Raw genomic sequence first — 20,309 nt, forward strand, 5'->3', positions numbered from 1 at the left:
GCATCCCCGACATCCCCCATATCCGGCTCTCAGTGATCCTCCAGCCCCACGCGCACCATCACGATTGAGGAACAGTATGGCGTCGACCCACTCCATATTCTCCGCTGGTTCCCAGCGGAACTCGGACATCGCTTCGCGAGCCCGGGTGGTCCTCTCTGCGTTCGTCGTCCTCGTGCTGCTCTTCGCCGTCAGCGGCGTCCTCATGGCGCCCGCCCCAGCCGCCGCAAGCGGTTCCGGACTCGGCGAGGCGCCGTCATCGCCGAGCGGGTCCTCGACGCCGAGCGAGTCTTCGCAGCCGAGTGAGAAGTCCTCAGGCTCGGGCCTCCAGGACAGCGGAGGCCCTTCGCAGTCCGAGCCCGCACCGTCGGGTTCGTCGAGCCCCTCGCCGTCGCCGAGCCAGTCGGAACCGGCTCCTATGCCGACCCGGGTGGAGCCGCAGGCTGTGACGATCGCCTGCAGTGCGGGTACTGTCTACGCCTCGACTGGCTCCGGACAGATTCGGCGGATCGACGCGAACGGCCAAGTGACGAATATCAGTACTCTGTCGCCGGCTCCGACCCAGCTGAATGGGCTGGGGATCAGTGCCGGCGGCCAGATGATGTATGCGTTCGATCGCACTGGAAGCACCTACGGTATCGCAACGATCTATTCGTTCAACCCCGCGACGGAAGCCTGGTCAAAGCGCTCTCAGCCGTATGACACCACGTTGGCAAGCAACGGCGGTTTCAACGGTGCTCTCATCGGTGGAGCCGTCGATCTCTCACCCACCGGCGGAAACTACTACTTCGGTGGATTCACATCCAATGGCCAGGAGTTCAAGCTGTGGAGCTTCAACCCCGGGACCGGCGGTTTCCGTTATCTGGGGTCAGTGGACACGAGGGCCGGAGCGGGAACGAACAGCAACGGTGACATCGCCTTCGACAACCAGGGCAACTTGTTCATCGTTCGCGGAATCGGTACGACCACCACGGTGTTCAGCGTCACGAACGATGCTATTGCCCTCGCGAATGGCGGCCTCATCCCCTCATCGGCGGGAACCTCAGTGGACGCTCAGATGTCCGGGGTCAACGGTGTCGCCTTCGACGCCAACGGAAAGGTCTACCTCAACAACGGTACAACTGTCCGGTCGTACAACATGCCGAACTTCTCGGGTGGCACCGCTATTCCAACGAACCCGGCTCAGACTGGGCTCACCGACCTCGCGTCGTGCTCGTCGCCGGCGACGATCACTGTCGAGAAGGACGTGAAAAACCGCGTCGCTTCCGGCGATCAGTTCGGGTTGAGGATGGCTCAAGGTTCGACAGAGCTGGGAACAACGACGACGGCCGGCACTGCCAACGGGATCCAAAGCCAGCGGCTTGGACCATTGCCAGTGGCGCGGGGCGCGCAGATCAGCTTCTCCGAATCGGCAGCGGGTACGACGAATTTGAGCAACTACGCGTCGAGCTATTCTTGTTCGGTCGACGGCACGCCGATGAGTACTTCAGGCAATGGCACGTCGGCTACAGTGACGATCCCGGCTACCGGAAACGAGATCATCTGTCGTTTCGTCAACTCGCCGCTCACGGCGAACGTGACGATCAACAAGAAGACCCAGGACCAGAACGGCGGCAACGAGCAGAACGCCTCCGGCTGGACGGTTGGGTCCAGGGCGACAGCAGCGACCGGCACCGTCACCCAGTCACCGACGGCCGCGACCCAACAGACCGGCACCGACGGCAACGCCAAGTGGACACTCAACTTCGGCTCCACCTCGGCGCGCGCCAACCTTGCTGTCCTCGAGCAGCAGCAGTCCGGCTACGAATTCGTCAGCGGGTCGTGCCGCATCACTCGCCTTGACGGTACGACCGCCAACGTCACTCTGACCAGCGCCAGCGAACAGACCCTGTCTCAGCAGATCCAACCGGGTGACAAGGTCGAATGCGGGTACGTCAACAAGAAGTCCTCAGCCGACGTCACGGTGAACAAGAACTGGGTGATCGACGGCAAGACGGTCGCCAACGGCAGCCAGCCGGCGGGTATGAGCGCCAAGCTCCTCCTCGACCCGGCCGGCCAGCCTGCCGGTGACCCGGCCTTCGGCCAGAAGCGCACCGGTTTCGCCGTCGGCGACACCGTGAAGATCGGCGAGACCGCGACGATCGACTCCCAGAAGTTCCCAGGCTGCTCGGTGAAGACGAAGACGATCTCCGGTCCCGGCATCACCGGCACCGTGGCGCTCACGGACACCTTCAGCACGAAGCTGCCCGGGGCCTCGAACACGTACACGGTGACGAACACCGTCGAGTGCCAGACGCTGACGATCACGAAGGACGTCGAGAACGACAACGGCGGCACCCTGACCGCCGCTGACTGGAACCAGCGCCTCTTCGCGAAGCAGGGCACCAACCCTGCTGTGCCCTACGACTCGGGTGAGAAGAAGTACGTGACCACAGGCTCCTACGTCATCTCCGAGAACAGCCTGCCCGGCTACGAGCAGGTCTCGATCAGGTGCACCGGCGCCACCTATGACGAGTCGACGAAGACGGTGACCATCGCCGCCGGGCAGAACGCCCAGTGCATCGTCGCGAACGCGGACTCCTCGGGCACCGTCTCGTGGGAGAAGGTCAACGAGTCCGGAGCTCCTCTTGAGGGCTCGGAGTGGACCATCCGCGACGCGGCCGGCAATGAGATCCCCCTCGACGACTGCGTGGCGACCTCGGCTGAGGGATGCACCGGCCGTGACGTCGACCCGGAGGCGGGCCAGTTCCGCGTCGAGGACCTCGACTGGGGCGACTACACCCTCGTCGAGACCAAGGCTCCGGCCGGGTACGTCCTCGACGAGACCCCGCGTCCGTTCACCATTTCCCGCGATCGGCTCGACTTCGCCTTCGAGGAGCCGATCGCCAACGAGCAGGCCAGTTCGCCTGAGCTGCCGTTCACCGGCGGCATCGGAACGACCGGTTACATCATCGGCGGGGTGGTTCTCCTCCTCGGCGGTGCGGCCGGCGCGATCTGGCAGTACCGACGTCGAGCGCACGGGAGGAGCTGACCCACTATCCGATTCCCCTCACGGGGTGTGACTGACATGCTCCACACACGTCACGTGCAAACGACAACCGACTCACAGATTTATACGAACACCGGAAGGAACAACCAACCATGAAAGCGACTCTGTTCACGCGGATGAGGTGGATCCCTGTCCTCGCCGCAGCAGCTGCGCTCAGCCTCGTCGGGGTCAGCCTCGATGCGCCGACTGCCGAAGCTGCGGGCAACATCAACCCCGACACCCCGTCGTCACTGACGATCAACAAGTACGACGGTGACCAGGGACCGCGCGGCGACGGCACCGAGATCGAGGACACGTCGTCCCTCGGCACTCCGCTCGCCGGCGTCGAGTTCACGATCCGGCAGGTGCTCACGGCCAACGGAGAAGAGGTCAACCTCGACACCGCGGCAGGCTGGGACGCCATCGACGGAGTCGTCGTCGCAGATGTGCTCGCCGGCGACGGGTTCACCTTCGGCGATCCGATCACCGTGACCACCGACGCCAACGGACAGGTCACGCAGTCCCTGCCTCACGGCCTCTACATCGTCGAGGAGACCGATCCGGGTCCGAACAACATCGTCTCCCCGGCGCAGCCGTTCCTCGTCACCCTGCCGCTTCCGCAGACCGGCGGTCAGTGGCTCTATGACGTCAACGTCTACCCGAAGAACAAGACGAACCAGACGACCCCGACCAAGGAGGTCTCGGGTCCGACCGCTCCGGTGCTCGGCAACGACGTCACCTGGACCATCACCGCGCCGATTCCGGGCAAGGCGGGCGACGACACGTACCGGTCGTTCACCATCACCGATACCCTCGATCCGCGACTGACGTGTAAGAGCATCACGGCCGAGGGCTTCACCGCCGGGACCGACTACACGGCCACCTGCTCGGGTCAGACCGCGAACATCGAGTTCACGTCGACCGGACTGGGCAAGCTCGAAGGCGGTCAGAACGTCGTCATGAACGTCGTCACCACCGTCACCTCGCTCGGTGACAACGGCCAGATCGAGAACAAGGCGATCGTCTCGACCAACGGCTCCGAGGTCACGACCAACCCGGCGAAGACCAACTGGGGACCGCTCGAGATCCTCAAGTACGCCGACGACGACACGTCTGCCACCCTCGGCGGGGCACGGTTCGAGATCTACGAATCGCGCGACGCCGCGGAGCCCATCGGCGAACTCACCACCGGTGAAGACGGCACCGCGTCGATCAGCCTGTGGGTCGGCAGCAACGATGTCACCTCGCGGGACTACTACCTCAAAGAGGTCGCGGCACCGGCCGGCTACACGCTGCCTGCGGATCCGTGGACGACCGTGACCGTCCAGGCCAACGGCGAGTCGAACCCGACGGTCGTGCAGATCTCGAACCAGCAGAAGGAGCGCGGTGAGCTTCCGTTCACCGGTGCCAACGGCCAGCTCATGCTGACCATCCTCGGCATCGCCCTGCTGCTCCTCGCGATCGGCGCAGCTGTGGTCCGCTACACCCGGGCCCGCAAGGCCTGAGGACAACGTCTCCTGCCGAGGCGGCGGTGAGCCTCCGCGTCGGCTGAGACACCCGAGAGGGCCGAGTGACTTCCACGTCACTCGGCCCTCTTCTGTGCTACCTGCCGACCTCGCGAACCGCGGCGCGTGCGTGCCCTGACCAGCGATCACTGTCGCACCGAGTCGCGCGCGTCACCCTGGGTTGCGCATCTCACACCAGGTGTTGTGAATGTTATGAGTCCGTAATCATTTTCAAGTTTCCGGCTAGTAAGTTGGTCATTGAACTTACAACAACGGTCTGCCGAGTCCCCAGCTCGGCCCCCGCAGCATCCCCGACATCCCCTACGTTCCGACTCCCCTCAATCCCCGGCACCACCACGAAATAGGATCAGCATGGCGTTTTTCAGGTCCGCATCCCCCGCGAATCCCCGGCGCAGCCCGAACCAGAGCTCACCCCTGAGGGGGCTCCTCGCTGCGTTCGTCGTTCTCGTGCTCCTCTTCTCGGTCAGCGGTGTCCTCATGGCACCGACCCCCGCCGAAGCGGCCGGAAAGGGAATCGACTCTGCTCCCTCATCGTAGGGGGAGTCGTCGAAGCCGACCGAGAAGTCGTCGGGCTCAGGCCTCCGCGACAGCGGCGACGCCGCGCAGTCCGAGCCTGCTCCTTCCGAATCTCCGAAGACCGAGTCGGCGCCGGTGCCGAGCAGGGTTGCCGCGCAAGCCGCAGTCTCGATCTCGTGCGCTCCGGGCGTCGTCTACTCGATCAACGCTACACCCGGGCAGCTGCAGCGGATCAACCCCGACGGGTCCTGGGTTCCGGTCGGTGCTCCTGCCAATGCGACCACTCAGCTCAACGGCCTCGGCATCGGAGCCGGGGGGACCTCCGTCATTGCCTACGACCGCGGACCGAACCCCTACCAGGCGACTTTCCTCAGGTTCAACCCCGGCACCGGAACGTGGTCGTCCACCGGGCACACCTTCAACTCCGAGACGACTGCCAACGGCGGCGCGAAGGTCAACCTCATCGCCGGCGCTGTCGACCTGTCGACCGGACTCTACTACTTCGGCGGCTTCTTCGATGTTGCCAAGAAGTTCCGCCTCTGGAGCTACAACCCGGCGACCGGACAGATCTCGCTCAAGGGAACGATCGCCACCGACGGTCTCAGCGACAGCGCGAACGGTGACATCGCCTTCGACAACCAGGGCAACCTCTTCATCGTGCGCAACGAGAACAACAACTTTGCGCAGACCCAGACGAAGATCTTCAGCGTGACGAATGAGGCGCTCCAGGCGGCCGGCGGCAACGTCACCATTCCGGCGTCGGAGGCGTTCGGCCAGTCGACCGTCGGGGGAGTCAACGGCATCGCGTTCGACTCCAACGGCAAGGTCTACCTCGGAACCGCGGCATCCGGCGGCACGGAACGAGTCAACGCCATCACCGCGTATGACATGCCCGGTTTCACCAATCGGAAGCTCGTGAACAGCGCCAACCTCGGCACCACCGACCTGGCGACATGCTCGTCCCCGCCGACGATCACCATCGAGAAGGACGTTGTCAGCCGAGTCAACACCGGTGACCAGTTCAAGCTCAACCTCAACTCGGGATCGACGACACTCGCGACCGCAACGACGACGGGCTCTGCCAACGGAGTACAGAAGGAACAGGTAGGTCCTCTGCCGGTGGCACGGGGAACGTCATTGACCTTCGGTGAGACCCCGGCGGGGACGACGAACCTCGGTCGGTACGCCTCTCGGTACTCCTGCACCGCCGACGGCAAGCCGATCAGCCCGTCCGGCAGCGGCACCGGAACAACGTTCACCTTCCCCGCCACGGGCGACGAGGTCATCTGTCGGATCACGAACGCCCCCGCGACAGCGGATGTGACGATCAACAAGAAGACGCAGGACCAGAGCGGCGGCAACGAGCAGAACGCGTCCGGCTGGACCGTCGGCGCCAAGGCGACCGCGGCGTCGGGAACCGTGTCGAAATCGCCGACCGCGGACACGCAGACCACCGATGCCTCGGGCAATGCGAAGTGGACGCTCAACTTCGGATCGAACACCTCGTCGGCTCGCCTCGCCGTCTCCGAACAGCAGCAGACCGGCTACGAGTTCGCCAGCGGCACGTGCCGGATCACGCGGTTCGACGGGACGACCGCGAACGTCACCCTCACCGGTGCGGCAGAGCAGACGCTGTCCGAACAGGTCCGCCCCGGCGATACGGTCGAATGCGGGTACGTGAACAAGAAGTCCTCCGCCGATGTCACGGTGAACAAGAAGTGGGTCATCGACGGCAAGACGATCGACAACGGCAGCCAGCCGTCCGGCATGAGCGCGAAGCTCCTGCTCGACCCCGCCGGGCAGGGCTCCGGCGAGCCGGCCTTCGGCCAGAAGCGGACGGGCTTCGCCGTCGGCGACACCGTGAAGATCGGCGAGACCGCGACGATCGACTCCCAGAAGTTCCCGGGCTGCTCGGTCAAGTCGAAGACGATCTCCGGTCCCGGCATCACGGGCACCGTGGCGCTCACGGACACGTTCAGCACGAAGCTGCCCGGCGCCTCGAACGTCTACACGCTGACGAACACCGTCGAGTGCCAGACGCTGACGATCACCAAGGACGTCGAGAACGACAACGGCGGTGAGCTCACCGCCGCCGACTGGAACCAGCGCCTCTTCGCGACCCGCGACGGAGGAGCAGCGGTGCCGTTCGACAGCGGAGAGAAGAAGTACGTCACCAGCGGCACCTATCTCATCTCCGAGAACAGCCTGCCCGGCTACGAGCAGGTCTCGATCCGATGCACCGGCGCCACCTTTGACGAGAAGACGAAGAAAATGAGCATCGCCGCCGGGCAGAACGCCGAGTGCATCGTCGCCAACGCCGACTCCGCGGGCACCGTGTCCTGGGAGAAGACGAGCGAATCCGGCGACCTCCTCGACGGGTCGGAATGGACGATCCGGGATGCCGACGGCAACGAGATCGATCTCGATGACTGCGTCGCCGCCTCGGCGGAGGGATGCTCCGGCCGGGATCGGAACCCCAAGGCGGGCCAGTTCCGCGTCGAGGACCTCAAATGGGGCGACTACACCCTTGTCGAGACCAAGGCTCCCGCCGGATACGAACTCGATGAGACCGAACGACCTTTCACCATTTCCCGCGATCGGCTCGACTTCGCCTTCGAGGAGCCGATCGTCAACAAGCAGGCCGAGTCACCGCAGCTGCCGTTCACCGGCGGCATCGGAACGACCGGCTACATCATCGGCGGAGCGGCTCTGCTCCTCGCCGGTGCGGCGGCCGCTGCCTGGCAGCACCGACGTCGAGCGCAGGGGAGGAGCTGACACCCCTTCCATTCCCCTCGCGACCACACGACCATCGACCCCAGAATTCACAGAAAGCACCGAAAGGAACAACCACGAATGAAAGCGACTCTGTTCAAGCGCATGCGGTGGATCCCCGCCCTTGCCGCAGCAGCTGCGGTCAGCCTCGTCGGCGTCGGCGTCAACGCGCCGGCCGCCGAAGCCGCCTCGGGCAACATCGACCCGAACCGCTCGACCTCGCTGACGATCAACAAGTACGACGGTGACCAGGGACCGCGCGGCGACGGCACGAAGATCGAGGATCCCTCGAGCCTCGGCACCCCGCTGGCCGGCGTCGAGTTCACCATCACCCCGGTGACCCAGCGCAACAGCCAGGCGATCGACCTCAAGACCGACGCCGGCTGGAACCTCATCGACGGCGCCACCATCGACAACGTCACCGAAGGCAACGGCTACACCTTCGGCACGCCGATCACGGTGACCACCGACGCCAACGGACAGGTCACGCAGGACCTTCCCTTCGGCCTCTACAAGGTCGAGGAGACCGGGTCGGGCGACAACAACATCATCTCGCCCGCGCAGCCCTTCCTCGTCACCCTTCCGCTTCCGCAGACCGGTGGCAAGTGGCTCTATGACGTCAACGTCTACCCGAAGAACAAGACGAACCAGACGAAGCCGACCAAGGAGGTCTCGGGCCCCACGGCTCCGGTCCTCGGCAACGACGTCACCTGGACGATCACCGCTCCGATCCCGCAGGTCGCCAACGACGACGAGTACAAGTCCTTCGTCGTCACCGACAACCTCGATCCGCGACTGACCTGCAAGTCGGTCACCGTCGAAGGCTTCGATGCCGCCGACTACACCGTCGACTGCTCGGGTCAGACCGCGAAGGTCACCTTCACCTCGTCGGGACTGGCGAAGCTCCAGGCCGGCCAGAACGTCAAGGTCAACGTCGTCACCACCGTCACCTCGCTCGGCGGCAACGGCGTCATCGAGAACAAGGCGATCGTCTCGACCAACGGCTCCGAGGTCACGACCAACCCCGTGACCACCAACTGGGGTGCGCTCGAGATCCTCAAGTACGCCGACAACGACAAGTCGGCCACGCTGGCCGGCGCGAAGTTCGAGATCTACGAATCGCGCGACGGACAGCCCGTGGGCACGCTGACGACCGATGCCAACGGCAAGGCCTCGATCAGCCTCTGGGTCGGCAGCAACGACGTCACCTCGAAGGACTACCACCTCAAGGAGATCGAAGCTCCGGCCGGCTACACGCTGCCGCAGGATCCCTGGACGACGGTGACCGTCAAGGCCGGCGGATCCTCCGATCCCGTGCTCGTGCAGATCTCGAACAAGCAGAAGGACCGCGGTGAGCTTCCGTTCACCGGTGCCAACGGCCAGCTCATGCTGACCATCCTCGGCATCGCCCTGCTGCTGCTCGCGATCGGCGCCGCCGTGATGCGCTACACCCGGGCCCGCAAGGCCTGAGGACAACGTCTCCTGCCGAGGCGGCGCTGATGCCGCCGCCTCGGTGAGAGGCAGAGCCGGGGCCGAGAGATGATCACGTCTCTCGGCCCCGTCCCGCACAAACCATGAGATGCTGGAGATATGACCGCGACCATCACTGATCCCGCACCAGCGGATCCGACACCGCCGAAGCCTCGGTGGAAGCTGTCGGTGCCCGCGGTGATCATCGCGGTGCTCTTCCTCGTCGGCACATGCGTGTGGACCTACCCGTCGATGGCCGCCTGGTTCTCCCAACTCGACCAGTCGGAGGTGCTCAAGAACGCGACGACGACCGAGGACCCCAACGCCCCGCAGAACGCGGAGCAGCTCAGACTCGCCGACGAGTACAACAAGAAGCTGCAGGCCGGAGGCGCGCGGATCAACGCCGGACAGCGTCTGCCCCAGCCCGGCCAGAGCGCGGGCAAGGACCCGAGCGGCACGCTCGGCTACAACGACATCCTCACCTCACCGTCCAGCGACGTCATGTCGCGGATCCAGATCCCCAAGATCAACGTCGATCTGCCGATCTACCACGGCACCTCGGACGAGACCCTGCTGCGCGGCATCGGCCATCTCGAAGGCACAGCGCTGCCCGTCGGCGGTGTCGGCATGAACACCGTCGTCACCGGTCACCGCGGCCTCGCCGAGGCGGAGATGTTCACCAACCTCGACAAGATCGGCAAGGGCGACTACTTCACGTTCAACACCTTCGGTCGCGTCGTCACCTACCGGGTCATCGAGACGAAGATCGTCGACCCCGACCAGACCGAGACGCTCGACCCCGTCGCCAGCAAGGACCTCGCGACCCTGGTCACCTGCACCCCGCTGGGCATCAACACCCAGCGCATCCTCGTCATCGGCGAACGCGTCATCCCCACTCCGCCCGACGCCCTCAAGGACGCGACCGAACCGCCGGACATCCCAGGATTCCCCTGGTGGATCGTCATCATGGCAGGCGGTGCCGTGGCCGGTGCCGGCTACGTGTGGTTCGCCGGCCGTCCCGTCAAGCCCAAGCCCCGCCCCGCCCGCAAGCCCGCGCACTGACCGGCTGGGCATCCGCCTCGGCGAGAACCGCCTCGGCGAACCGCCTCGGCGAATCGGTGAGTCCCTCCCCGAGGCTGAGGGCCTCCTGCACGCCCGCCGAGGCGGGGGTATGGGAGGATTGAGAGCGTGCCGAACGTTCTCACCCCCCTCACCCCCGAAGGGCTTCCCCCGCTGGCGGAGAAGCCCGGAGTCTCCTACATCATGCCCGTGCTCAACGAAGCCGAGCACATCAGGCAGGCGATCACGACCGTCCTCTCCCAGGACTACGACGGCGTGAAGGAAGTCGTCCTCGCCCTCGGCCCCTCGACCGACGACACGGACGCGATCATCGCCCGCATGGCGCAGGCCGATCCGCGCATCCAGACCGTCGACAATCCCGAGGGCGCCACTCCGATCGGACTCAACCGCGCGATCCGGCACACCCGCCACCCGATCGTCATCCGCGTCGACGCCCACTCGGGCCTCGAACCCGACTACACCCGCCAGGCCATCGAGACTCTGCGGGAGACGCAGTCGGCCAACTGCGGCGGGCTCATGCGCGCCCGCGGGAAGTCGGCCTTCCAGAAGGCCGTCGCCCGCGCATACATGTCCCCGATCGGACTCGGCGGACCCGCCTACCACTCCGGCGACGAGGCGGGGGAGTCGGAGTCGGCGTACCTCGGCGTCTACCGCCGGGAGGTTTTCGACCACCTCGGCGGGTTCGATGAGGACATCCGACGCGGACAGGACTGGGAGCTCAACCTGCGCATCCGCTCGGCCGGGGGACGGATCTGGTTCAACCCGGACATGGAGGTCACGTACTGGCCGCGGGGCACCTGGTCGAAGATCGCCCGACAGTTCTGGGCGACGGGCATCTGGCGTGCCGAGCTCATCCGGCGGTACGGGTCGAAGAACTCCCTGCGGTACTTCGCGCCGCCGCTGCTCGTCCTCGGCATGGCCGCGAGCGTCATCGAGGCCCTCCTCCAACTGGCCGGGCGCACGAAGCGGTGGCCGAAGCCCGTCCGGCGCTTCACCTCGCTCGTCCACGTCCCCAGTCTCACGTATATCGCCGGCATCGTCGCCGCCGCGGGGACCGCGAAGGACTGCGGACGCCGCGAACGGTTCTGGTTCGGCCTCATCCTCCCGACGATGCACCTGTGCTGGGGGGCGGGCTTCCTCCGCGGCCTCGTCACCGGCGCCGGATCGACGAAGGACGGCAGCCGATGAGCGAGGACCGCATCCCGATGCCCGAACAGCCGGAGCCGAAGAAGTTCAACGCGCCCCTGTGGGCCGGAGCCGTGGTCGTCGTCGGCCTCATCATCGTCCTCCTCGTCAACGTCTTCGGCGACAAGGACACGCTCAACGTCGACGACCTCAACCCACCGGCCGTGGCTGCCCTCGACGGCGGCTCGGAGGTCTACCCGCCGAACTCGGAGCTCGCCTTCACCGAGAACGTCAAGTTCGGCTACCTCCCGGCCCCGACGCTGACCACGCTCGACGACGGCACCGTCGTCGCCGCCGACCCCGAGACCGCCGCCGAGACGCTGGGACTGCCCGACGGCCTCGGCGGGCTCACCGTCGATGAGTTCGAGGACAGGACGATCAAACCCCCGCGCGAAGGCACCGAACCGGGCACGCCGATGACATGGCAGCAGGTGCTCGACGCCGTCGCCGGCAGCACCGTGGTCGTGCCGCTCATCCCCGACACGGCCACCGCGGAACCGGCCCTGGCCGCGATCGCGAAGGCGGACATGGCGGCCTCGACGATCGTGCGCACCGCCGACGCCGAGGTGGCCCGCGCCGCCGCCGATGCCGGGATCGCTGCGATGTTCGTCGGGGATCCGACCGCCACGGCGGAGAAGGAGCTCGCCGATCAGGGGTACACGATGGTCGCCGTCGACGCCGCCGACGCCGGTGACTGGACGGACTCGGGTCTGGGGGTCTGGGCGACCGGAGTCGCAGACAAGAAGCAGCTCGACGACCTCGCCTCACAGGGCGTCATCGGCGCGCTGGCGACGAATCCGTACGCGGTCCTGCCCTCGACCGTGAAGACGAACTGAGTGTGACACGATGACCGGGGACCCGCCTCGGCGGATCCGCACCGCTCGCCCAACGAACAGGAGACGACCATGACGCAGCCCATCGGCAATCCCTCCCACATCGGCAACCTCGATGCCGGGCAGCTCGGCCCGCAGCCGACGTTCCTCCCCGACGACCACCCCGACGTCGAGGCGAAGCGCCGCCTCGATGCCGGTGAGGAGGCCCTCGACATCGTCGCCGACCTCCCCGCCTCGTCGCTCGCGTGGGCGGTGCTCGCCGATGAGGCCCACGCCGAAGGTCGACTCGTCGACTCCTATGCCTATGCCCGTGTCGGCTACCACCGCGGACTCGACGCCCTGCGCGCCGCGGGTTGGCGCGGCGCCGGTCCGATCCCGTGGTCGCACGAGGTCAACCGCGGGGTCCTCCGTGCGCTCTATGCCCTCGGCCGCGCCTCGGCGGGGATCGGGGAGAGCGAAGAAACCGCGCGCATCGAGGAGTTCCTCCGCTCCTCCGACCCGGCAGCGATCGACGCCATCGTCGCGGGGTGAGCACTTCCTTCGACGATCTCATCGCCCTCGGTGCCGACGCCGACGTCTCCGGGTGGGACTTCGCGTGGCTCGAGGGCCGCGCCACCGAGGAGCGGCCCCCATGGGGCTACGCCCGGCAGCTGGCCGAGAGATTGGCTGCCGCCTCGGCGTCGCTCGACATCCAGACCGGTGGGGGAGAGGTCCTCGCCGAGGCGACCCGGTTCCCACCGACGGCCGTGGCCACCGAATCGTGGCCGCCGAACATCGCACGGGCCACCAGCCTCCTCCATCCTCGTGGCGTGGTCGTCGTCGCCGATCCCGACGAACCCCCGCTGCCCTTCGCCGATGCCGCCTTCGACCTCGTGACGAGTCGACATCCGGCGACGATCTGGTGGGAGGAGATCGCTCGCGTGCTCCGACCGGGTGGGACGTACTTCGCCCAGCACGTCGGTCCGGCGAGTGTCTTCGAACTCATCGAGTTCTTCCTCGGCCCCCAGCCTCAGGCCAGGCGGGCGCGGCACCCCGACGACGAGGCCGCTGCCGCCGAGGCGGCGGGCCTCAAGGTCGTCGACCTCCGGACCGCGGACCTGCGCATCGAGATCCACGACGTCGCCGCTGTCGTCTACCTCCTGCGCAAGGTCGTCTGGTGGGTGCCCGGCTTCACCGTCGAGGGATACCGGGACCGCCTGCGCGAACTCCATGAACGCATCGCCTCCGACGGTCCGTTCGTCGCCCACTCGACCCGCCATCTCATCGAGGTGCGGCGGGTCTGAGGCGTCTCCCCGAGGAGGATCCAGTTCGAAATCGGGCTGGGATTCGCACCGGATCCTCCTCGCGAAGAGTGCTTGGTCGCCCTGCCGGGCTGTCTTCCCGCCACCTCGGCGACGCCCAGTGACTCGATCGGTTCCCTTCGTGCAGTTAAGGCAATAGAATGGAATGCACGATACGCACGATTGGAGTGGGTGATGGGCGCAGTTTCCGGGTCGCGTGCGGTCGCCGATGGCGGACAGCCGGTCCACGACGCTGTCGAATCTCTGCGCGCTTCGCTCAGAGGACTCTCTCCCCACGCTGCGATCGCCCGTCTGGACGAACTCGAAGACGAACTGCGCCTCCTGCGATTCGAGGTGCTCGAGGGCGAACTGCAGAGCAGCATCGCGAGTGCGCAGCCGAGCCCGGCCATTGCTGCGGGCTTGGCGGCATCCCAGCGACGGCTGGCCGCGCTCGAGAACAGTGACGAGACGCGTCTGCTCAGCGCGGGTGAGGTGGCTGAGTATGTCGGCCGCGGACGCAACTGGGCGGCTCAGCGTTCCAAATCCGGCAGCCTCATCCGCGTCGAGCACGCAGGCAGGACGCTCTACCCCGCCTTCCAGATCGATCCCGAAACCCGCGCCGTCCGTGATTGGGTCGCTCCGATGGCTGCCATGCTCGACGAGCTCGGGTTAGACGGTCGAGACTTCGCGATCTGGGCGGCCGCGCCCTCTCCGAGGTTCTCAGGCGACCTGCCGGTGCGGAGCGCGGGAGACCCCGAGTTCCTCTCCACGGCAGCGGCCGCCCTCGCGGACGTCTGATGGCGCGACCGGTGGCGACGCCGCCAGACCCTTTCGACCCCGCCGAGGACCTGGTTCCCGCGGGGACCGTTCTCCTCCGCGTGTACTCGCCGGGGCCTACGAACCGTGCGCCGAACGACTTCAATCCGGGAACGTCCTTGGCAGTCCGGGCGACGCAGAGGGACGATGTCTTCCCGGTTTCGCGGTTCTCGTTCTTCCTCGACGATGCAGAGCCCGCGAGGCCGGTCCCGACGCTTTACGCGTCGCCCTCAGAGAACGTCGCGCTCTGGGAGACGCTGCTTCGCGACCGCGCCCCTGACGACACCGATGCCCTCCCACGCGTACTGTTCCGCGGTCGGGTGTTGGCACAGGTCCGGGCGAGCCGGGACCTCAGGGTCGCCTCTCTGGCAGGCGCTGACATGCACACGCTGAACATGCCGCGGGACGAACTGACATCTCCCGGGTCGAACCGATATGCGGAGACGATTCACTGGGCGCGCACCGCTTGGCGAGCGGGCTTCGACGGAATCCGCTATGTGTCTCGGCGAGATCCCTCAGGGCTGGCCTTCGTCTTCTTCGACTCGGGGCAGTCGGCCCCATCGTTCGAGCGAGCCCGGCCAGGGGACATGCTGCAGTCGTTCGACGACCTCAGTGACGATGGCGGCTTCGACTGGCTTGCGGCCCGACTCGCCCGTTGGGGCATCGTCGCTGAACTCTGACCTGCCGACGGAGCGAGGAGTGGGGGAGCCAGAGGCTGCGGTGGGTCGACGCGGCGAGTGTGAGGACTCGCCACCGAGGAGGACCGGGTGCGAAAACCAGCCCGGTTTCGAACCGGATCCTCCTCGCGGAGGCAACCGACGGTTGGGCGAGGGCAGACTTGGGCGCTCCTGGCGGCGGAGGTCGAGCCTCGGGCCCGCGCTGTAGCATGGGTGGGAGACTCACGGGGTGCGATGGGCCCCGGAATGACGAGGCAGAGTGGGAGCAGGGCGTGGCGAGCGAAGCCGTCGAGAGATCGGCCGTCTATGACGTCGACGCCAGCGACCCGCAGCAGAGCCTCGTCGACCGCTCCGGCATGGACCCCGCCGACGTCGAGCAGATCACGGAGCTCATGACCGCCTTCGGCGAGCTCCGCGACACCGAGCAGGAGATCTCCGAGGCCTCCCGCCGCTATATGCGCCTCGGCGCCACGGACATGAAGGCGCTTCATTACCTCATCGTCTGCCGTCATCGCGACATCCTCGGCACACCCGGCGGGATCGCCGCCCACCTGACCATCTCACCGGCGGCGACGACGAAGCTCCTCGACCGGCTCGAACGCGGCGGCCACATCACCCGCGCCCCGCACCCGCACGACCGCCGCGCGCAGACCGTGTCGATCACGCAGGGAACCTACGCCTCGGCGATGGAGACCGTCGGTCGGCAGCAGGCGAGGCGCTTCCACGCCGCAGCCCGACTCACTCGGGACGAACGTGAGGTCGTCATCCGCTTCCTCCGCGACACCCGCGAGGAGATCGCCCTGAGCGGGCAGAGCTGGGCAGAGGCCGACGCTGAGTCAGACTCCGCCTCCGACCAACCGGGCACCTGAGACGGCCTCGGCGGACGGCCTCGGCGGGCGAGGCCAGTGGGCGCCGCGCGCACGCGCCGGAACTGCGTGACTTGCCCGGCAATCACCGCACCCCCGCCGCTGTGGTGAGCGTTCAACACTCAGCCACGGCGTTCAGCGCTGAGCCAGGAGCCTCGTCGCCGACGACTCGTCCGCGGCCGTCGTCGCTGAACGCGCATCGGGACGGCGCGGACGCGCGAGCCGCGAGGGCCACCACAATCGGTCGCCGATCCAGATCGCCAGCGCCGGCACCAGCAGGGTGCGGACGACGAGGGCGTCGAGGAGGACGCCGAGGGCGACGATGATCGCGAGCTGGAGGAGGAACTGGATCGGGATGACGACGAGGGCGGCGAAGGTCGCGGCGAGCACGATGCCCGCGCTTGTGATCACCCCTCCGGTCACCGACAGGCCCCGCAACGTCCCCTCCTTCGTGCCGTGACTGAAGGTCTCCTCGCGGACCCGGGTCATGAGGAAGATGTTGTAGTCGATGCCGAGCGCGACGAGGAAGACGAACGCATAGAGCGGCACGGACGGATCCGACTGCGGCTGTCCGATGACCTGGAAGATGAGCGCGCTGAGCCCCAGCGCCGTGCCGAAGCTGAGCACCGTCGTCGCGAGCAGGACGAGCGGCGCGACGAGGGAGCGCAGAAGCAGGGCGAGCATGATCGTGATGACGACGAGTACGATCGGGATGATCACCGATCGGTCGGACGAGGAGGTCTCGTTCGTATCGAGGTCGACGGCCGTGCTCCCACCCACCGCCGCATCGTAGGGGCCCAGCTCAGTCCGGAGGTCGCGGACGGTCTGCTCGGCCTCGAGGGAGTCCGCAGGATCTGAGAGGGTGACGGAGAACATCACCTCACCGTCGATGACGGTCGGCTCGGCTGCCGGGGCCGGCGCACCGCCGGGACCGCCTCCGGCCGGGCCTGCGCTCTCGACCTCGCCGGAGGCGTCGACGGGAACGGTTCCGGACGGTGAATCCTGGGCGATGAGCGCGACCCCGTCGATTCCGGGGGTTCGGGCGATCGCCTCGGCGACGTTGTCCCGTTCCGAATCATCAGCGAGGACGTAGGCGGGGGTGCCCGATCCGCCGGGGAAGTGACGGTCGATGACGACCTGCCCGTCACGGGCCTCGGACTCGCCGAGGACGAACTCGCTCTGCGGGACTCCCTCGGCGTCGAGGACGAGGAGACCGCCGCACCCGAGGACGAGGACGACCGTGACCCCGGCGGCCATCCGCTTGGGTCCTGCGGCGACGACACGGCCGATGCGGGACCAGGGCCCGGTCGCCTCGGGGCCGGTGAGGACAGGATGGGCGGTGCCGAACCGCGGGGCCCGGGGCCAGAACGCGACACGGCCGGTGACGGCGAGGAGGGCCGGGAGGAACGTCAGCGAAGTGAGCATCGCGCAGACGATGCCGATCGCGGCGACCGGGCCGAGAGCGGAGTTCGACCCGAGGTCGGACAGGAGCAGGCAGAGGAGGCCCGCGATGACAGTGCCGCCGGAGGCGGCGATCGGCTCGAGCACACCCCGCACTGCCCGCCACGCGGCCGTGGGCGGCGACTGGGTGTCGCGCAGCTCCTCCCGGTATCGGGCGATGAAGAGGAGGGAGTAGTCCGTGGCCGCGCCGATGACGAGGATGAAGAGGATCCCCTGCACCTGGCCGTTGAGCGTGACGACGTCGGCTCGGGCGAGGGCGACGTTGAGGAGGACGGCGGCGCAGAGCGCGGTCATCGACGCGAGGAGGACGAGGATCGGCAGCAGGGGGGAGCGGTAGACGATGACGAGGATGACGAAGACGACGGCGAGGGCGACGAGGAGGAGGATGCCGTCGATGCCGCTGAACGCCTCCTGCAGGTCGGCGGTGAACCCGGCGGGCCCGCTCACCCACACGCCGAGGTCATCCGGCAGGACCGTCTGCGCCTCGGCTTCCAGCGCGGTGACGGCGTCGCCGACCTCGGCGTCGGAGGGAACGGCGACGACGATCTCCACTGCCTGCCCGTCCTCGGAGGGGATGACCGGGGACGCCGACGCCCCGGGGACCGTGGTTGCCGCGCTGTCGGCGAGCTCCTCGAGACCTGTGCGGTCCGCCTCGGCGAGGCCGTCACGGCGTTCGGCGACGATGATCGCGGGAACGGCATCGGATCCGGTGAACTCCGTGATCTCGTTCTGCACGCGGGTCGACTCCGCGCTGTCGGGGAGGAAGCTCGACCGTTCGTCGGAGGAGACCTCGCTGATGTCTGAGAAACTCGCGCCGCCGAAGCCGAAGACGGCGAGCCAGGCGAGGATGAGCACGATGGGGATGAGGATGCGGAGGGCGCCGGGTGATCGAGGGGAGTCCTTCATGGAGTCAGTATTTCACCAAGTTAACTAAATTGCCAGACGACGAAGCGCCCGAACGCCGAACCGCTTCCCGTGGGGGAGGCGGATCGGCGCTCGGGCGCTCGGACCGGGCCGCGGCTCACCCGACGGTGGGCCGGGTGCCCGTGGGCGAATCAGCCCTGGCGGTAGCCGTCCTCGATAGCCTGGCCGACCTCTGCGTCGATGTTCTTCCAGTAGGCGAACACGTTCGAGAGGACCGGTTCCTCGAGATCGGACTTGAGCATGTCGACGACCGTGTTGACGAGCTCCTGGCGCTCCTCCTCGGAGTAGACCTCGCGGACGAGGGTGTGCGCCTGGCCGAAGTCGTCGTCATCCCGGTGCAGGGTGTAGGCCATGCGGACGAGCTCGCCGTCGGCCTCCCACCCGTTGTCGACGACGCCCTGCGTGTCCTGGTAGGCGCGACCGTACGAGTTCGGAGCGTACACAGGTGCAGCACCGGTGTGGTGGTACTGCATGTGCCCTTCCTTGTCGTAGTTGTTCGTCTTGACGACGGGAGCGTTGACCGGCAGCTGGTTGAAGTTCGTGCCGACGCGGTTGCGTTGCGCATCCGGGTAGGAGAACACTCGGCTCAGCAGCATCTTGTCCGGGGAGACTCCCGTGCCGGGCACGGTGTTCGACGGGCTGAACGCGGCCTGCTCGATCTGCGCATAGTGGTTGATCGGGTTCTGGTTGAGCGTGAACCGTCCGACCTCGATGCGCGGGTAGTCGTTCTTCGACCAGATCTTCGTCAGGTCGAAGGGGTTGAACCGGTAGGTCTTCGCGTCCTCGTACGGCATGATCTGCACGTGCAGCGTCCACGACGGGAAGTTGCCGTCCTTGATCGCGTCGAAGAGGTCGCGACGGTGGACGTCGGCATCCTCACCGGCGAGCTTCGCGGCCTCCTCGTTCGACATGTTCTCCACACCCTGGTCGGTGAGGAAGTGGTACTTGACCCAGAACTTCTCGCCGTCCTCGTTGACCCACATGTAGGTGTGCGAGGAGTAGCCGTTCATGTTCCGCCACGTCTTCGGCAGGCCGCGCGGTCCCATGAGGTAGGCGACCTGGTGGGCCGACTCGGGCGAGAGCGACCAGAAGTCCCACTGCATGTTCGGGCTGCGCAGACCCGAATCGGGCAGGCGCTTCTGCGAGTGGATGAAGTCGGGGAACTTCATCGGGTCGCGGACGAAGAACACCGGGGTGTTGTTGCCGACCATGTCGAAGTTGCCGTCTTCGGTGTAGAACTTCAGGGCGAAGCCGCGGACGTCGCGCCACGAGTCCGGCGAACCGAGCTCACCAGCGACGGTGGAGAAGCGCGCGAGCATCGGGGTCGTCGTCCCGGGCTGGAGGAACTTCGCCTTCGTGTACTTCGAGACGTCGCCGGTGACGACGAACTCGCCGAACGCGCCGGAGCCCTTCGCGTGCGGGCTGCGCTCGGGCACGCGCTCACGGTCGAAGCGGGCGATCTTCTCGACGAGGGCGACATCGTGAAGGAGCAGAGGGCCGTCAGGACCCACGCTCAGCGAGTGTGCGTCTGACTCCCGCTTCGTTCCCACCTCGGTCGTCGAGGGCTTCTTCGGATCGAACCACTGGTCGACCTGTTCTTCGGGCGTAGGCATATTCGTTCTCCATTCGCTTCGATGCTGAAGAGGAGTGACACGCGTATGACTGCAGGTCACACGGCAACCTCTGTTCCCACTCTAGGCATGTCAGGCCGTGACAGTAAAGGCCGGTGAACCTGCCGTTCTCACCAGGCAAGATGACTGCCGTGATGCGGTGAGGGTGGGGGCATCTGCGGAGATTTGAGCAGAACGTGCATTGCCGGAAAGAAGGCTGAGGATCCGCCGGTGGGCGGTGGTTGAGATGATCAGCCCGCCGAGGCGG

At 66.8% G+C, this 20,309-nt stretch carries 14 protein-coding genes; 12 read left to right on the forward strand and 2 right to left on the reverse strand.

The window, feature by feature from the left end; genetic code table 11:
* The first annotated feature begins 442 nt into the window (after positions 1-442).
* From ACQ1RG_RS06695 to ACQ1RG_RS06750, 12 genes are all read left to right on the forward strand, one after another.
* A complete protein-coding gene (locus ACQ1RG_RS06695) occupies positions 443-3,028 on the forward strand; it encodes a SpaA isopeptide-forming pilin-related protein (RefSeq protein WP_430600762.1) in 2,586 nt (861 codons plus the stop codon).
* 110 nt (positions 3,029-3,138) lie between these two features.
* On the forward strand, positions 3,139-4,530 hold the full coding sequence (locus ACQ1RG_RS06700) for a SpaH/EbpB family LPXTG-anchored major pilin (protein ID WP_313450901.1): 1,392 nt from the start codon (positions 3,139-3,141) through the stop codon (positions 4,528-4,530).
* 672 nt (positions 4,531-5,202) lie between these two features.
* Positions 5,203-7,842, forward strand: coding sequence for a SpaA isopeptide-forming pilin-related protein (locus ACQ1RG_RS06705; RefSeq protein WP_131248506.1), 2,640 nt, complete (start codon positions 5,203-5,205; stop codon positions 7,840-7,842).
* A 78-nt stretch (positions 7,843-7,920) separates the two neighbouring features.
* Complete coding sequence (locus tag ACQ1RG_RS06710; RefSeq protein WP_131248505.1) at positions 7,921-9,309, forward strand: SpaH/EbpB family LPXTG-anchored major pilin; 1,389 nt, start codon at positions 7,921-7,923, stop codon at positions 9,307-9,309.
* A gap of 120 nt (positions 9,310-9,429) precedes the next feature.
* Positions 9,430-10,371 (forward strand): class C sortase, encoded by a 942-nt coding sequence (locus tag ACQ1RG_RS06715; protein ID WP_131248504.1) that lies wholly within the window; start codon positions 9,430-9,432, stop codon positions 10,369-10,371.
* A gap of 126 nt (positions 10,372-10,497) precedes the next feature.
* A complete protein-coding gene (locus ACQ1RG_RS06720; RefSeq protein ID WP_131248503.1) occupies positions 10,498-11,577 on the forward strand; it encodes a glycosyltransferase family 2 protein in 1,080 nt (359 codons plus the stop codon).
* On the forward strand, positions 11,574-12,410 hold the full coding sequence (locus tag ACQ1RG_RS06725; protein WP_131248502.1) for a hypothetical protein: 837 nt from the start codon (positions 11,574-11,576) through the stop codon (positions 12,408-12,410). The genes ACQ1RG_RS06720 and ACQ1RG_RS06725 overlap by 4 nt, the downstream gene beginning before the upstream one ends.
* Positions 12,411-12,479: 69 nt before the next feature.
* The gene (locus ACQ1RG_RS06730; protein WP_119296801.1) at positions 12,480-12,938 is read left to right on the forward strand and encodes a DUF3151 domain-containing protein; all 459 of its coding nucleotides are present in this window, start codon (positions 12,480-12,482) and stop codon (positions 12,936-12,938) included.
* Positions 12,935-13,690: a class I SAM-dependent methyltransferase gene (locus ACQ1RG_RS06735; protein WP_259820672.1), complete on the forward strand. Its 756-nt coding sequence runs from the start codon at positions 12,935-12,937 to the stop codon at positions 13,688-13,690. Before ACQ1RG_RS06730 ends, ACQ1RG_RS06735 begins: the two co-directional genes overlap by 4 nt.
* Positions 13,691-13,882: 192 nt before the next feature.
* Entirely contained in the window at positions 13,883-14,485 is a 603-nt protein-coding gene (locus tag ACQ1RG_RS06740) for a hypothetical protein (protein ID WP_430600763.1), read from the forward strand.
* A gap of 11 nt (positions 14,486-14,496) precedes the next feature.
* On the forward strand, positions 14,497-15,183 hold the full coding sequence (locus tag ACQ1RG_RS06745; RefSeq protein ID WP_430600764.1) for an RES family NAD+ phosphorylase: 687 nt from the start codon (positions 14,497-14,499) through the stop codon (positions 15,181-15,183).
* A gap of 269 nt (positions 15,184-15,452) precedes the next feature.
* Positions 15,453-16,049 carry a MarR family winged helix-turn-helix transcriptional regulator gene (locus tag ACQ1RG_RS06750; RefSeq protein ID WP_082834921.1) on the forward strand — a complete coding sequence of 199 codons (597 nt, stop codon included), beginning with the start codon at positions 15,453-15,455 and terminating at the stop codon, positions 16,047-16,049.
* A 132-nt stretch (positions 16,050-16,181) separates the two neighbouring features.
* Here the strand turns inward: ACQ1RG_RS06750 and ACQ1RG_RS06755 are convergent, their stop codons facing one another.
* Positions 16,182-18,413, reverse strand: a complete 2,232-nt coding sequence (locus ACQ1RG_RS06755) for an MMPL family transporter (protein ID WP_063250010.1) — start codon at positions 18,411-18,413, stop codon at positions 16,182-16,184.
* A 149-nt stretch (positions 18,414-18,562) separates the two neighbouring features.
* Positions 18,563-20,044: a catalase gene (locus ACQ1RG_RS06760; protein ID WP_009380325.1), complete on the reverse strand. Its 1,482-nt coding sequence runs from the start codon at positions 20,042-20,044 to the stop codon at positions 18,563-18,565.
* Between the last annotated feature and the right edge of the window lie 265 nt (positions 20,045-20,309).

It is taken from the genome of Brevibacterium sp. K72 (assembly GCF_050562175.1).
GTDB classification, from domain to species: domain Bacteria; phylum Actinomycetota; class Actinomycetes; order Actinomycetales; family Brevibacteriaceae; genus Brevibacterium; species Brevibacterium casei.